Origin of the sequence: Bacillus sp. ISL-47 (genome assembly GCF_018613175.1) — a bacterium.
Lineage (GTDB): Bacteria > Bacillota > Bacilli > Bacillales > Cytobacillaceae > Cytobacillus.
The window spans coordinates 1-15,130 of record NZ_JAGGQS010000022.1; the positions used below are offsets into that span (position 1 = coordinate 1).

General features: G+C 38.7%; 17 protein-coding genes. 5 read left to right on the forward strand and 12 right to left on the reverse strand.

All coding sequences use genetic code 11. From position 1 onward, the window contains the following. Positions 1-41: 41 nt before the first annotated feature. From J7I93_RS08480 to J7I93_RS08495, 4 genes are all read right to left on the reverse strand, one after another. The gene (locus tag J7I93_RS08480) at positions 42-191 is read right to left on the reverse strand and encodes a hypothetical protein (RefSeq protein WP_214725219.1); all 150 of its coding nucleotides are present in this window, start codon (positions 189-191) and stop codon (positions 42-44) included. Positions 192-379: 188 nt separating this feature from the next. Continuing rightward, complete coding sequence (locus J7I93_RS08485; RefSeq protein ID WP_214725221.1) at positions 380-1,471, reverse strand: Ger(x)C family spore germination protein; 1,092 nt, start codon at positions 1,469-1,471, stop codon at positions 380-382. Then, positions 1,471-2,559: a GerAB/ArcD/ProY family transporter gene (locus J7I93_RS08490; protein WP_214725223.1), complete on the reverse strand. Its 1,089-nt coding sequence runs from the start codon at positions 2,557-2,559 to the stop codon at positions 1,471-1,473. Before J7I93_RS08490 ends, J7I93_RS08485 begins: the two co-directional genes overlap by 1 nt. Next, positions 2,556-3,920: a spore germination protein gene (locus J7I93_RS08495; protein WP_214725225.1), complete on the reverse strand. Its 1,365-nt coding sequence runs from the start codon at positions 3,918-3,920 to the stop codon at positions 2,556-2,558. Before J7I93_RS08495 ends, J7I93_RS08490 begins: the two co-directional genes overlap by 4 nt. A gap of 200 nt (positions 3,921-4,120) precedes the next feature. On the opposite strand from J7I93_RS08495, the gene J7I93_RS08500 reads away from it, so the two are divergent. After that, positions 4,121-4,240 carry a 3-methyladenine DNA glycosylase gene (locus J7I93_RS08500; RefSeq protein WP_214725456.1) on the forward strand — a complete coding sequence of 40 codons (120 nt, stop codon included), beginning with the start codon at positions 4,121-4,123 and terminating at the stop codon, positions 4,238-4,240. Between the two features lie 14 nt (positions 4,241-4,254). After that, positions 4,255-4,521, forward strand: coding sequence for a hypothetical protein (locus J7I93_RS08505; protein WP_214725227.1), 267 nt, complete (start codon positions 4,255-4,257; stop codon positions 4,519-4,521). Between the two features lie 219 nt (positions 4,522-4,740). Here J7I93_RS08505 and J7I93_RS08510 read toward each other — a convergent pair whose 3' ends face one another. Further along, on the reverse strand, positions 4,741-5,304 hold the full coding sequence (locus J7I93_RS08510; protein ID WP_214725229.1) for an HAD-IA family hydrolase: 564 nt from the start codon (positions 5,302-5,304) through the stop codon (positions 4,741-4,743). A 214-nt stretch (positions 5,305-5,518) separates the two neighbouring features. Here J7I93_RS08510 and J7I93_RS08515 point away from each other — a divergent pair, with 214 nt between their 5' ends. Then, positions 5,519-5,755: a helix-turn-helix domain-containing protein gene (locus J7I93_RS08515; protein ID WP_026583460.1), complete on the forward strand. Its 237-nt coding sequence runs from the start codon at positions 5,519-5,521 to the stop codon at positions 5,753-5,755. A 363-nt stretch (positions 5,756-6,118) separates the two neighbouring features. On the opposite strand, the gene J7I93_RS08520 is transcribed toward J7I93_RS08515, so the two are convergent. From J7I93_RS08520 to J7I93_RS08535, 4 genes are read right to left on the reverse strand one after another with little or no spacing between them, the layout of a single operon-like run. Then, positions 6,119-7,351, reverse strand: a complete 1,233-nt coding sequence (locus J7I93_RS08520) for a M20 family metallopeptidase (protein WP_214725231.1) — start codon at positions 7,349-7,351, stop codon at positions 6,119-6,121. Continuing rightward, positions 7,352-8,827, reverse strand: coding sequence for a sodium/pantothenate symporter (panF, locus tag J7I93_RS08525; protein WP_214725233.1), 1,476 nt, complete (start codon positions 8,825-8,827; stop codon positions 7,352-7,354). Further along, complete coding sequence (locus tag J7I93_RS08530; RefSeq protein WP_214725235.1) at positions 8,827-9,108, reverse strand: YhdT family protein; 282 nt, start codon at positions 9,106-9,108, stop codon at positions 8,827-8,829. The genes panF and J7I93_RS08530 overlap by 1 nt, the downstream gene beginning before the upstream one ends. 22 nt (positions 9,109-9,130) lie before the next feature. Then, entirely contained in the window at positions 9,131-10,483 is a 1,353-nt protein-coding gene (locus tag J7I93_RS08535) for an aspartate aminotransferase family protein (protein ID WP_214725237.1), read from the reverse strand. Positions 10,484-10,713: 230 nt separating this feature from the next. Here J7I93_RS08535 and J7I93_RS08540 point away from each other — a divergent pair, with 230 nt between their 5' ends. Beyond that, complete coding sequence (locus J7I93_RS08540) at positions 10,714-11,898, forward strand: PucR family transcriptional regulator (RefSeq protein WP_214725239.1); 1,185 nt, start codon at positions 10,714-10,716, stop codon at positions 11,896-11,898. 215 nt (positions 11,899-12,113) lie between these two features. Beyond that, entirely contained in the window at positions 12,114-12,440 is a 327-nt protein-coding gene (locus J7I93_RS08545) for a hypothetical protein (protein WP_214725241.1), read from the forward strand. 39 nt (positions 12,441-12,479) lie between these two features. Here the strand turns inward: J7I93_RS08545 and J7I93_RS08550 are convergent, their stop codons facing one another. The 3 genes from J7I93_RS08550 to J7I93_RS08560 are packed head-to-tail and all read right to left on the reverse strand — an operon-like array spanning position 12,480 to position 14,983. Beyond that, the gene (locus tag J7I93_RS08550) at positions 12,480-13,277 is read right to left on the reverse strand and encodes an ABC transporter permease subunit (RefSeq protein WP_214725243.1); all 798 of its coding nucleotides are present in this window, start codon (positions 13,275-13,277) and stop codon (positions 12,480-12,482) included. 20 nt (positions 13,278-13,297) lie between these two features. Then, positions 13,298-14,092, reverse strand: coding sequence for an ABC transporter permease subunit (locus J7I93_RS08555; RefSeq protein WP_214725245.1), 795 nt, complete (start codon positions 14,090-14,092; stop codon positions 13,298-13,300). Between the two features lie 6 nt (positions 14,093-14,098). After that, positions 14,099-14,983 carry an ABC transporter ATP-binding protein gene (locus J7I93_RS08560; protein WP_214725247.1) on the reverse strand — a complete coding sequence of 295 codons (885 nt, stop codon included), beginning with the start codon at positions 14,981-14,983 and terminating at the stop codon, positions 14,099-14,101. Between the last annotated feature and the right edge of the window lie 147 nt (positions 14,984-15,130).

A 15,130-nucleotide genomic window follows, 5' to 3' on the forward strand; every position in this document is an offset into this window, starting at 1 on the left:
AGTTATGTCCCAGCCTCTTTTCAATTCATACAATTTCAGACTTACTCGGTTTCCTCTTCAGTTCCTTCTTCAGTTCCTGCATCTTCATTTTCCTCTGTGTTTGTCTCGTCCATTTCTTCTTCATTGCTGCACCCTGTTGCCAGACCTGTAATCATTAGAGCTGCCATCAAAGCTAATAACCATTTCTTCATTTCTATTCCTCCTTGGCTGCTTAAAATATCTTACAGAGTTAATCATACAAAATCTCCTGGCATTTCAAAGGGTGTAATCCATTATTTAACAATGATTTACATTATTTTTAAAAAGTTAACTGAAAATATAAAGTTATTTACCAAGTTACGGGACTAAAAGCTCTTTATATTTATCTTAGTTACCCCTTCTATTCAATCAGCCCTGTCCCTTGAATATCAGCACTAACTTTTACTTGAAATCGAAGCCTTTGGTATATTTCCTGCCATTCCTTCCATTCAGAATCATTTTGAAAATGCGAACCCCTATAGCGCAGTCCAAAACCAATTGGGTCCGCCCCTTGATCCTGCAGCTTTTTTAGCAGAGCAAGGGTGTCAGCTTCTATTTCCTCTTCCAGGGCTTCATTATATTTTTCGAGGTTTTGATCATTTATATTGGTATGGGCCTCCTCTATAAGACCGTTCACTTTAATAGAGATATCCATAACTGGGTCCTTTCCCTTAGGTGTTCTAAGCTTTAAAGCAGTCTTTGCCTTTTTGGCACTCACAACAAAAATTTCTTTTTCCTGTTTTACTTTAAACTGCGGATTCTCAAGGCCATTTTTAAGGAGATTCATCATTTTCGTTTCCTCTCTGCCCAATAAAGCCGACTTTTTATAGTCATCTAATATAAGAGAAGAATTTATTTCAAGAAGATCCCCCTTTGCTTCAATTACTGGCATAATTGCACTAATACCTCTGCTCTTATTTTCCCTGTAAAATTCAAATAGATATTTGGCAATCGTATAAGGAGACTCAGACCCTTTTAAATCAAAAGCAAGAAAAATCGTATTGGAGGGCAGACGCTCTGACTTGGGTTTTATCTTTAAGACTTCTTCAGCAGATGGCCTCCCAGCTGCAACCCAAGCAATCATTTGAACATCACGCCTCCTTAAAAACCAGTCCAATTCTTTCTCAACATTTTGATCAAGGAGCTCTTCATCAAAAATAATGGCTTTCAAATGGCCGAAGTCCAATTCCTTATCTACTCTGGATTTTATAATTCGAATAGCATCCGATATCGTCTCCGAGTCTTCTGAAATAATAATAAAATTGCTTTCATCCGCTCTTGTCTCACCGGAAGGTATCGCAAGCTTCACAATCACTTTAATTTGATCCGCTGCTTCTGCTTTTCCTACTCCCATTGATACTACAAAAAAACGGTTATCGATATCCTTGAAACCGCAGCCGGCCATCCCGAGAATTATAATAGAAGCAAGCAGGATCCACATCACTTTTCTCATTATTTTTTCCTCCAGGCCACTATAATTAGAAGGATGACCATAAAATACTCCCCGGGCATTCTTATTTTCATCCACCACTCTGCTAACTTAAAGGATTCTGTTTCATTTAAGTAGAATAAAAGAAAAAAGTACATGCCTGAAAACAACCCGAGCAATAGATGTTCAAGGGTTATACGCTTGTTTTTCCTTTTCTTCCCTGGAAATGCTCCAATGATAAGCTGCTGTCCAACATGCCAGTGAACAATCACATTAATAAGGGAGATGCCAATATACATGAGGAGAAATATAAAAAATACCCTCTCCACAAATCCGAATTCCATTCTAATAGCATCTGCGCTTGTAAGCCAGGGATACTCAATCTCTCCAACCGCATCAAAACCATATATGCCAATCGGGACAAAGTATGTAGTGATCAGCATTCCTGCACCTGCAGGAATGAACAGCCATAAGTGACGCCTTCCAATCTTTTTCTTAAACATGCGATTAAAAATAACCATGTTCGCATAGCCGGAAAATAAATAGGTTGATGCTGAAAGAGATTTCCAATTAGCCATTTCAAAAATATAAGTGGTCCCTTCACGTACTTCCTGCCAGTCGATAGATCCGGATAAAAAGATTTTCAAAACGAGGAAAATAGCAAGCGGCCCATTCAAAATTAGGACAATCTCAAGCAAAAATAATACTTTCTTTGTCTTTAGTAAGACAGCAAGGGATACAAACACAATAAAAAGGAGACCAATTTGCCACCCCTGCATATCAGGGTTAATGAACCTTTCCGTAATATGAGTAAAAGCGATCAGCGATATGATACCTGATGTTATCCAAATCATTGAAAAACAAACCAACATTACTTTTCCCATCCATACAGGCAAAAAAGATACCATTAAGATTTCCGGCAGCCCTTTTCCAGGAAACTTTGAAAGAGCTCCTATAAAAAGAAAGATTACTGCTATTCCGAGCGGAAGGGCTAAAATCAAAGCCATTACAGCTCCATCGCGCCGCTCATCTATTAAGATACGCGGTACAAAGACAATCAAGTTCGCAAGCATATTTAAAATGATTAAATAGTATAAGTACCTATTTTTCATTTTGCTGCTCCTTGCTTTCCATCTTTGCTTTCCCCTAAAAACACCCTCAAGTATGGATGGCCGAAACTATCAAGACTGACCAAATATACCACTAATCCCATTAGACCTACTATTAGCCCAATCATGCCCGTTAAGGTGCTTATAAAAAGAATCAGGTATTTTACAATACGCATAGAGAAGCTCATTTCGTTAATTGGAATAACGAAATTTGAAATGGCCACGGCCGATACAAGAATTATCATAATATTAGACACAAGCCCCGCTTCAGTTGCTGCCTGCCCTAAAATGAGCCCGCCCACCGTAGTGGCTGTTGAACCAATCGTTTTAGGAAGCCTTATGGATGCCTCTGTTAAAAGCTCCATCATTAAAAGCATAAACAATACTTCCAGATAGGTAGGATAGGGGACAGAAGATCGGCTCCCCGCAATCCCCAGCGCAAGCTGAATCTGAAATACTTCCGGGTTATAAGAAGCAAGGGCCACATACAAACCCGGCAAAATAAGGCTGATTAATAAACCAAAATAGCGGAGCCCGTGCAAAAATTTCCCCACCCAATAGGGCTGGTAAAAATCCTCCATCGAACTCATAAAATCATAGAATACAGCCGGAAGAATCAAAGCAAAGGGCGAGCCCTCCATCAAAAGGACGATTTTTCCTTGTGAGAGATTCAAAGCAATCCGGTCTGTACGTTCTGTTATCATAAAAACAGGAAATAAAGATCTTTTATTTGGTGTCAATAATCGATGAAATTCACCAGCGGATTGGATAATCTCGTTGGAATACTTTATCTCTTCTATTTTCTCCCTAAGATTACCAAGTACTTCCGGGTCCACTTTTTTGGCATCATAAAGCAAATGCATCTCTAAACCAGATACAGATCCAATTTCATTTTTTTCGACAGTCAAACTGGGCTGATGGTAACGATGCCTGATAATATTTAAATTCGTGCCCAAATCCTCACTAAGAGCAGTTTGCGGTCCCTGAATGGTAGTTTCAACGGAGGCATCCTGAACTCCCTGGCTAATATAGTTTTTGAAGTTAACTGTATAGGCAGCATGCACAAACAGTATGAGCACACTTCCTCTCATCACTTCCTTTAAAGCCTGATCAAACTCAGCATATTCTTTTACTCCATTCAATGATTGAAGATATTGGGCAAACTGGTCTGTTTGGCTTATTTCAAAAAATGGCTTCACAAGATCACTTTGAATTTTTTCCGTATCACAAATGCTGCTCAAATATACGAGAAGCACCTTTTGCCCTTCTATCTCCAAATCCTGAAATACAGCATCCATGGTATGGCCAATCTCTTTTTTAAAAAGAGCTTTAATATCGGCAATCTGATTTTTCTTTTTAAACATATTATTCACCAACTAATGCAGAGTACTAAATAGTCTCTCCTTAAGCGATAGAATCATTCGGACTAAAGGTTTCTTACTAACCATAAATAAACTTGATTCTTTTTATACTTATAAACTCCGCCTGAGATCGTGCTCAGCAACGTTTCACTTATCCTGCTGCGGGTAATGAATACTAACTACCTAAAGGAGGTTATAGTTTGATGGCTGAAAAAAGAACTGCAGAAAATGATTCTATAGAGCAAGAGCAAAAGAAAAAACACAACAAAGATATTGAGCCCCAAAGAGAGCCCGAAAAACCTCAGGAAAAGAATCGGAAATAAGGAGGATTACTTACATGGCAGATAAAAAATTGCAGGATGGAAAAATGGATAGACCGGAACAATATAAAACTGAAAAAGAAAGCTTATTTGATAAATTCGAGAGTGAAAAAAATGTTGACCCGCTTCCAGTAGAAGACCTCAACCAGGAAAAAGAGGAGGAAAAAAACGGATCCAAAATAAAGAGCAGCTCATCAACAGAAGAAAAGTACAAAGCGGATTTTGAAACGATTGAAAAGAAGAAACTATTTGGCGATAAATATGATGATGGAACAAGATCATGAGAAAGGTTTAATCGTAGGAATCAGAAAAAAATCATAGAAAAAATATTAGACCCTGGTTTGACGCACCGAATGATCTAAACTACGTGGTTATAGAAATTAAGCCTCAACATATAAGGCTTATGAATTCAAAGGAAAATTCTCCGAAGTCACTTGAGTTATAAAATCACATGCACTAAATATAAAAAAAACGTCAGCACGGCAAAAACAGTGCTGACGTTTTTACTTTACGACCCTCAAAAAATCTTTGTAGTTTTCCAGATAAAAATTCGCACCGGGTGCCGTGTTTTGAAAAAGACAGGTCTTAATTCCAAGGCTTTTAGCCGGCAGTATATCAATTTCCCTGTCGCCTACTGCTAAATCAATCCTATGCTTTTCATGCAGAAATTCGTAGGAAGCGGGATGGGGCTTTCGAGGATATCCATCATCACCGGCTACCATATCTTCAAAGTAAACGTCTAGCTTATGAAAAGCAAGAATAGCTGCAACATCCTCCCGTTCCTTATGTGTCATAATGACATTTTTATCTGCCAGCTTTAGCACATCCTCCAAATGCGGAAAAGGCTTTAAATCCTTAGGCTTAAGGCTCCTTGCCTGTTTACGGATCGTCATAATTTGTTCCTCAGTAAGCTGGAAATACTGAAAGGCATCTGTGAAAGAAATTTTTAATTGGGCAAATATCTCGATATCCGGAATATTCGCGTTACCCATAACCTCTTTTACTATAGCCGTATAGGCCGGATACGTATCAAACAAAGTTCCATCAAAATCCCAGAGTATATTCATAAAGTATCTCCCCCTTCCTTTTGCGTTACCTATTCTGATCCTTGAAAGGGATGAAATATACCATTTCTAACTCTAATAAACCACATTTCCACTTTCAATAAATTACTTTGACAAAGCCCTAACCAAATGCTAATTTTATAGCTAAAGAGACTTCATTCATACAACAGAACGGCCCGTAAATAATGGGTACAATTTTTTAGAGGATGATTTTGTGATGGATAAAGAAATTATTAAGCTGATCAGGAAAAGCTATAATATGACACAGCGTGACTTTGCAAGAATTGTCAGCTGCAGCTTTTCTTTAATCGCCCTAGTTGAGGTAGGCAAAAGAAGAGTAACAGCAGACCTTGAAAACAAGATCAAAACTGCATTTGACCTGGATGACCAGCAGCTGCAGTCCCTCTCCTCTCTTGTTTCAGAAATCAGCAAAGGTGTTCCCCCTTTTATGTAGAGGCTGGAGTGCCCCTTCCAAATTAGGCGCTATCCTATCAAATTATGAAATTTAGGTAATAAGCTTCCGATTCCCTATTCTGCCGCCCTTCTAATTACCACCACTTTCAGCTGCTTACAGGAACATCTTCTTGAATTGGTTTGGGATATTTTAGCTATTAGTCGATATACTTTTAATATTAGAATATATTTTTTTCCTTAAAATTCACCATAAAAATAACATTCATATGGTTTACAAAGAACTTTTCCATATAAAAATATGTCCCAAAAGATGTGCTTTTGGGACATGTTTTTTATCTGAAAATTTTTCCTAAGAATCCATAAGCCATTTTTGTATATATAGGGATGGCTATTTTGTATGGTTCTATTCTTCTTCCCCTTCATTTAAAAACAATAATGCTGCTGTCCGAAAAATCTCTGTGGTCTCTGCAAGTTCCTCAATATCAACATACTCATCTATTTGATGGGGAACTTCTCGGTCACCAGCTCCAATAGTTACAATCGGAACCCCCGCAACATGGAGAAAAGTACCGTCTGTAGCACCTGGAACTCCATTATAAACAGGTTCTTTACCGGTAACCTCGAATACTGCTTTTGCTGTTGCCTTTACTATCGCATTTTCCATGTCAGTTTCAGTCCATGGACGGTCTTCGATTACTTCAAATTCGGCCTTAAAGTCCGGATCCTGCTCGGATAATCGATTAATTATATCTCTAATCTCTCTCTTCAGCTCACTGTGGTCCTGACCAGGTACTGTCCTTATATCTAACGTTGTCATACACTGATCTGGTATGACATTAATTTGAGCATCGCCTCTGACTGGCGCTTGCAAAATGGTTGGAGTGATACTTGGCCAGCCCAGCATTGGATGATTCCCCAACCTTTCTTTCTCTTTCTGTTCCAGTCGGTCCAGCTCACAGATTAGTTTCGCCATTCTCGTGTTGGGATTAACACCACTTAAAGGGATTGCTCCATGGGCCATTTTCCCAAATACATTTACAACTGCACGCATAGCCCCTTTTTGTGTAATGCACACTTGATTTTCTTCTGGTTCACAAATGATTGCCCCATCTACATTATCCGCCCATCCATGTTTTATAAAATTCTTTATGCCGATCATCATGCCTTCTTCATCACACGGAATACAAAGTATGATTTTTCCATTCCATTCCTCATTATCTCTTAGAAGTGAATGAACAGCAGTGATCATACAAGCCAGATTTCCCTTTGTATCATTTGTACCTCTGCCATACATTCTTCCATTAATTATTTCTCCGCTAAAGGGGTCATGTGTCCAGGCATCACGGTCACCTTCTGTTACAACATCTGTATGCCCTTCAAACAACAGTGTCTTTCCTGGTCTTCCAGAATCTACAATCCCAATGACATTTGGTCTTCCGGGCTCTACTTCTTCTATATGAACTTCGATTCCTAGCCCCTTCAAATAGTCAGCTGTAAACTGTGCTACCTTTTCTTCATTTCCTCCCTCTACTCCAGGTCGGTAAACACTCGGAATCTTTACCAAATTCTTTGTTAATTCCACAACTTCTTTTCCATCCCTTTTCAGTCGCTCTTGCCTTTCATTTGTTTTGATCATTTAAAAAACTCCTTCCTTGCCATCAGTCTGCAATTTACCGTCCGAAGGCTTGTTAAAACTATGGTTGGTGGCTAAACTTACTGTAATAAATCCTATTAATGATATAAGAATTGGCAAAACTACTGTATGCATTCCAAGTGCGTTAGGATAATAAATATGGAAAAGTATATAGGAACCTACACCCAGGATCATCGAAGTGACTGCACCAAATTTATTGCCGGAATTCCAATATAAACCAAGAACAACTGGCCAAATGAAAGCTGCTTCAAGACCGCCAAAAGAAAAGAGATTCAGCCATATTAATAGATCAGGAGGGCTAAGGGCCATCAAAAAGACTAATACGCCCAACACAGTCGTCACAGTAAAACTTATATTTTTTATGTTATTATCGGTTGCATCTGGTTTTATATAATTAAGATAAACATCTTTAACTACTGCTGAACTTACAATTAATAAAAGTGAGTCGACCGTTGACATAATTGCTGCCATAGGAGCTGCTAAAACGATGCCAGCCAGCCATGCCGGCAAAACTTCCATCGCAATCATAGGCATTACTTTGTCACCGACATCGATTCCAGGCAGAATTGGCCTGGCAAAGACACCGATCAAATGCATTCCCAGCATAATGAACCCAACAACAATTGTTCCGATAATCAAGGCCTTGTGCATCGCTTTTGAATCTTTATAAGACATCGCCCTTACTGTTACCTGCGGCAGCCCTACTACCCCTACACCTACTAAAATCCAGAAGGAAGAAACATATAGAGGCGTCAAACTTCCATCATGGCCAAAAGGTGTGATTAAATTTGGGTTTTCAGCAGACAGATCCGAGATGATATTGGATAGGCCTCCACCCGCTATAACAGTTGCAACTAGCAGGATAAGTGTACCAAAGAACATAACAACTCCCTGTACTGTATCCGTAAGTGCTACAGCCCTAAATCCTCCAATGATTACATAAACCATTACTGATGCTGCAAAAAGAAACAAGGCAGCAGTGTATGACAGGCCTGTCAATGACTCTATTAATCTTGCTCCCCCTACCCATTGTGCAGCCATAGCAGAGAATAAAAATATGATGATGCTAAGGGCTGAAAGCAAAACCACCCATTTGCTTTGATAGCGCTCTTTTAGAAAGTCAATTAATGTTACAGCGTTGTATTTCCTGGCAACAATCGCAAATTTTTTCCCTAAAATCATTAAAACAAAATAGCCAGTTGCCACTTGTGCCATTGAGAGCAATACCCAACCAAGCCCCTGATTATAGGCAACCCCCGGCCCGCCAATAAAACTACTGGCACTTCCATAAGTGGCTATCATTGTCATTGCCAAGATAAACCCGCCAAGCTGTCTCCCTCCAAGAAAATATTCCTCGAGGAAAGTATTGGTGTTTTTCAATTGTTTACTGGCCCAAAAGCCAATAATGAAAATCACAATTAAAAAGATGATAAGTGGAATCATTACTTCCCATTTCATTATGAATCGCCCCCTTCATCCTCAAAGGGTACCTCTTTAAATAAAAATTTGACAGCGAGTATAACTAAAATAACCATTACTGCAAATCCTGCAACACAACTATAGAAGAACCATGCTGGCAAACCCCAAACATAAGAATAACTCTCTACTGATTTCGATCCCATTCCATATGCAAAGCCAAACCACCATATGAAATTAATGATTACCAGGATAATACCAATCCAAGCTTCCCTATGCGAAATTTTAAACCGTGGATCTTTTTGATCAACTTCATACTTCATCCCTTTCCCCCCCTTTTGAGTTTTACCTCTTGCACACTTCATTGATGGATTTCTTGACAACATCTGTCAAATGCTGCAATTGATTAGTACTAATTGTTAATGGAGGAGCAATTGTGAGCACATTATTAAATCCTGCGACAGTGTCTCCATTTTTACCAATGAGCACACCGAAACTTTTACATGATGCAATGATTTGATTAACTTTCCCTGTATTAAGAGGCTCTCTAGTCATTTTATCTTCAACTAACTCAATTCCCATCAAAAGTCCTTTTTGACGAATATCACCAACGTTTGAATGAGACAACATCTCTTTCATTAAATGCATGAGCTGCTCACCCATTGAGTTTGATCTTTCTATTAATCTCTCGTCTTCCATAACCTCCAGATTCCTTAATGCTAAGGCACAGGCAGCGGGATTACCGCCAAACGTATTTACATGGCGAAAATGGTCATACTCTTCACTTCCTTTAAAAGTATCGAAAATTTCTTTTCGTACTGCAGTTGCAGCTAAAGGAAGGTAGCCGCTTGTAATGCCCTTTGCCATTGTAATTATATCCGGCCGGATTCCTTCATGCATAAACCCGAATTTTTTTCCTGTCCTTCCAAAACCGCAAATTACTTCATCCATAATCAGCAGGGCACCGCTTTTTTTGCAGGCTTTTTCAACCTTTTTCAGGTACCCGTCTTGCTGAATCAGCACTCCGCCTCCTGTGATATAAGGTTCCATGATTACCGCTGCAACTGTTTCGCTCATTTCCCAATTAATCGTTTTTTCTAAGAGTCCTGCACATTCTAAATGGCAATTCTCAGGATTATTATTAACCGGGCAGTGATAACAATCTGGGGGAACAGTATGGATGAACCCTGCTGCAAGTGGTTCATATTTATATTTTCTTTGTGCCTGACCGGTTGCTGAAAGAGCACCCATTGTGTTCCCGTGATAGGACCTGTAACGGGAAATAACTTTGAATCGCCCTGATTGACCATTTTGTTCGTGATATTGGCGGGCTATTTTAAAGGCAGTTTCATTAGCTTCAGATCCGCTATTCGAAAAGAAAATAATATACTCTCCTTCAAGCCAATCGTTTAATTTTTCCGCTAATTTTATAGCAGGCATGTGGCTTTGAGACATAGGAAAATAAGCCATCTTACTTAATTGTTCTGCTGCAGCATCTGCAAACTCAGTCCTCCCATAACCTGAATTCACACACCAGAGTCCACTCATAGCGTCTAAATATCTTACACCCTCTATATCTTCGACAAAAACGCCATCAGCCCTTTCGATAATTAAAGGTTTTGATTCAGGTGAATAACGGTTCATGGCATGCCATATATAACTTCGATCCTTTTCAATTGCACTCTTTATCTGATCCATATCTATACCTCCTTTATAATTATAGCTATCCCTTTTACCGTAATAGCTTTTTGCAGGAATTTACCTCATGAATTGTCCTTCCTTTGCTGCTTTTCTCTCACTCTTGCCTAAAATTAAATACAGAATATTTACAATATTAATTTTAGTATGAAATCCATTCTGACTCATTAGACAACTTATGTATAATTAAGTTAATTGATTTTACAAAGTGTCCAAAGGAGGAGAACGACTTGCCATCAAATCATACCTTGACTATTTCAGAGTTATTTAACTTTACTTGTTTTAATGGTTATAAAGTTCTTGCAGGAAAAAAAGGAATAAACCGCAGGGTGAAATGGGCACATATTTTGGAAGTAACTGAAGTTGGTACATTGATAAATGGAGGAGAATTGATTTTGACAACCGGTATCGGCTGGTCACAGAATCCAGATACAGGAGTAAAATTCGTAAAAGAATTAATTCTTAGAGGAGCAGCCGGTATTTGCATCGAACTGCACACATACATAGATAACTTACCTGAGGCGATTATCCATTTGGCAGAAGACGCTGATTTTCCAATTATCGTGTTTGAAAGACAAGTCCGATTTATAGATATAACCAGGAAAGTGTATGATTTACTGCACTTCCCAACTCCTGAAAAGCAATTCCTCTTTTGCCTTCAAAGTTTATGGAATGGATCAGATTTTGAACAATTGGAAGAAACAAAGAAAGAGTTGTTCAAACACCATGCAGATTTACCTGTCTACTCTGCACTTATTTTGGGTAATTTTAAAATGGATATAGCTTGTTTATACTCAAAGGCAAAGAAAAATCAGTTATCGTTTATTCATAGTTATTTAAGTGATATCCCAGGTCATTTAATTCTCTGGTTTGATGAATCGCCAAACACATTAACCTTCAAAAACCGGATTTTCAGTACTATACAGACACCATCTAATAATTATAAATTTATTTTGGGCGCACAGGTCCGAAGTATTGAATTAATCCAATCAAGTATCACTACATTAAAAAAAGCTCTTGATTATACTCGAAATTTTAAAAGTAGTGACATTGTTATATACGAAGAATTTCATACTGAAAAACTCCTGACCTCAATCGGGGAAAACGATTTACAAAATTTGATTTACGAGTATCTAATGCCCCTCATTGAGTATGACCGAAAAAATGATCGTAACTTGCTTTTTACTTTATATATCTATTTACAATGTTTAGGAAATAAGAAAGAAGCAGCTAGCCGATTATTTATTGTTCGGCAAACGTTATACCATCGTCTTGAGAAACTGGAGGAGATCTTAGGCAGAGACTTTATTAAAGATAATAGTAAAAGACTAATGCTAGAGGTTGCATTAGCCGGTTATTTTACAAAATCATCCAAAAGCGAACGAGATACAACAGATATTCTGCACATTTTTTAGGCCCTAAATATAAAAAAATAGCACTTTTCGTATAGTTTATTGCTTCTCACTGCTAACTAAGTTTAATCAACGGGCAAAGTTTGTGGTAAGAACAACAATCTATGAGAAAAATAAATGGCAGCAAAATTCAGAATAGGCTTTTGCCGTGCCTCTCCGCCCATTTTGGCATAGTTTATATGGAGCTTTAGCATTTTGTAAAAAAGGAGAATGCCCAAATGTATCCATATGGCTATTATCAAGGTTATCTTCCTCAGCCTTCAGGCCACTTCACTCCAGAGCTTCAGCAATTTGAACAATATGATTCTGACAGACAGCCACCTCAGCTTGAAAGAAGGGTAACGGCTCTGGAGAGGCAAAATCAGGACCAATCGAGAGAAATTACACGCTTAAACAGGCAGTTAACTAACTTAACTGATCAAGTACGAATGCTAAATCAGACTGTTGACCGCCACACTCGCAGGCTCAACAGATTAAATCAAAGACTAAGAGCTGTAGAAAATAGGCTTAATATTCCTTTCACCCCATTCGATGGAGAGTTTTAAGGCTAAAAAAGAAGCATGGACCGGAATCCATGCTTCTTTTTAAACGACCATATCCTTATCTTTATAAAACTTATAGGTTGCGAATATAAAAAATAAAATGAATGCTGCAGATAAAATCAGGAAAACCGCTTCCAATCCTCCGCCGAACATAACCTGTTTTGCTTCAAAGTATTTAAAAGGTGTCAGGTACTTCAGAAAATCAATCGACGTACTAATGTCAATCATAATGGATAACAGAAAGGTGCCCATTAGAATCGCCGTTGATAGCGATGCAGCTGTTTTTGGTTTCCCGGCGGCAGATGCAATTGCAGACCCCAGAAAAAGGAAAATCAACTGGAGGATAAACATCCCTGCCAGCAAAAGCGCAATATCTCCATTCAAGCTTTTCCCATCGTTATAATACTCTACCGCTGCTGCAGAACAAACGAAAGTGACGATATTGAATAGCAAAACATTCACTAGCGCAGCTATTAACTTCCAGGTAATTACCTTGTTTCTTGAAATAGGTTTAACAAGTAAAAATTCAGCTGTTTTTTCACGTTCTTCCTTTGAGACAATAGTCGACCCCAGCATCCCGGCGTGGATTGCCGCCATCACCATCAAATACAAAGAAAGCACACCGTAATATCCTCCTGCAGTAGAGATATCAAGCGACCCAGTCCCCATAATCGCCTGTAGTGCCTTGGGCATGGCTTCCATTAATTCATTCATCGACTGACCGGACGAAGAAATTCCCTCAAATTTACTCATACCGCCTGCAACCATCAACAAAATGCCGATACACCAGAGGATCAATGATTTACGGTTGGCTTTTAGTTCCCTGAAAAATAAATTCATATAAGCACCTCCCTTTGCTATTAGAATGCAATATCCCTTTTTGAATAAATATAGTAAACAGCCGAAATTGCTGCCACAATAATGACCGCCCCCAGAGCAAGAAATGCCGGTTCATAGGCTGAATTTTCAACGATATAGGCTGGATCAAAATATTTAAAAGGTGTAATATAACGCATTGCTTCATCACCCGCGGCCGAACCGAAGATTCCAAGCATGAAAAAGCCAAAAACAGTGGCCAGTGAAACAGAAAGAACCGATTTAATACGCGGAACAATAACCGACACAAGAATCCCAATAGCCAGAAAAATAAGCTGCAGCAAAAATAAAGAAGCAGAAATTAGAACAAAGGCAGACATACTGTAACTGCCAGTCTTAACTATAGAAGCCATTATATTTGCAGCCGTTATAAAAAAGATATTTGTTATGATTAATGAGGCAACTGCAGCCAACAGTTTGGAAGTTAGAACTTGTTTCCGCGTTATAGGTTTGGTTAATAGAAAATCTGCTGTTTTTTCAAGAATTTCTTTTGTTAATAGAGAGGTTCCAAGATTCATAGCTTGTATTGCCCCACAAAGGGATACATACAAAAACACATAGGAATAGAATCCCAGCAAAGTAGCAATACTATCTATTTCCAGTCCGATTGCTTTTCGGACTGGTTCCGGAAAACCTTGAAGCACACTCTTAAATTCCTCGGCATCTCTTGCGATAGCAGGAAACATTGAAAAGAGAAGGATGGTTAAGCAAGCCAATGAAAGTGACCAGATTAGCGTTGATTTTCTGCAGGACTTCCATTCATGTATAAATATATTCATAGCCTATTAGTCCTCCTTTTCGTAATAATGCATAAAAATCTCCTCCAGGTCAGGCTCATCAATCCAAATATTCACGATATCAATTCCAGCAATTTTCTTCATCATGGAATTCACATTCCCCTTAAATAAAAAGGTAGCCGTTCCCCCATTTGCCTCCAGGTCATTAACACCTTCCATTTGAAAATATTCCTTGTCAATGGAAACAGCTGTTTCGATTTTAAATTTTTTGTAGGTACTCTCTTTCAGGGTGCTGATTTTCTCCAGCGTAACGATTTCCCCTTCCTTAATAATGGCAACCCGGTCACACAATCTTTGCACCTCACTTAAGATGTGGGATGAAAAAAGGATAGTGGCACCTTTTTTATTTTCTTCTTTTAACAAATCAAAGAATTTTTGCTGCATAAGGGGATCCAATCCGCTCGTCGGTTCATCCAGGATAATCAGTTTAGGTTCATGAAGGAGTCCTTGGATGATCCCTACCTTTTTCCGGTTGCCCAGAGATAAATCATCAATCTTTTTAGAAAGGTCCAGGTTCAAAATGTCTGCAAGTTCGTGAATTCGTTTGCTGCAATCCTTTTTATAAAAGCTCGCAGAGTATTTTAACAAATCAAAAACCTTCATATTGTCATAATAAAAAACCTCAGAAGGCAAATAGCCAATATCCTTTTTTATCTCAGGTCCATATTTAATACAATCTTTTCCGAAGATCTTTGCACTGCCGCCAGTAGGATAAATAAGTCCCAGCAGTGTACGTATCGTGGTCGACTTTCCCGCCCCATTCGGACCGATAAAACCAAAAATTTCCCCTTCTTCCACTGTAAAACTAATATTATGGACCCCTCTTGCTTTCCCATAGGTTTTAGTCAGATTGCTGATTTCAATAATACTCATGGTACAGCCTCCTCATTTATAAAAATTCGGTGTTAAAGCTCATTTTAAATTTGGGCACCCTGTAAATTAGAGAAGAAGGCGCGAGATCCTCGAAAGTGATTCGCAATACCTGTGCGGTGTGAATTCGGAGATGCTTGATACACGTCC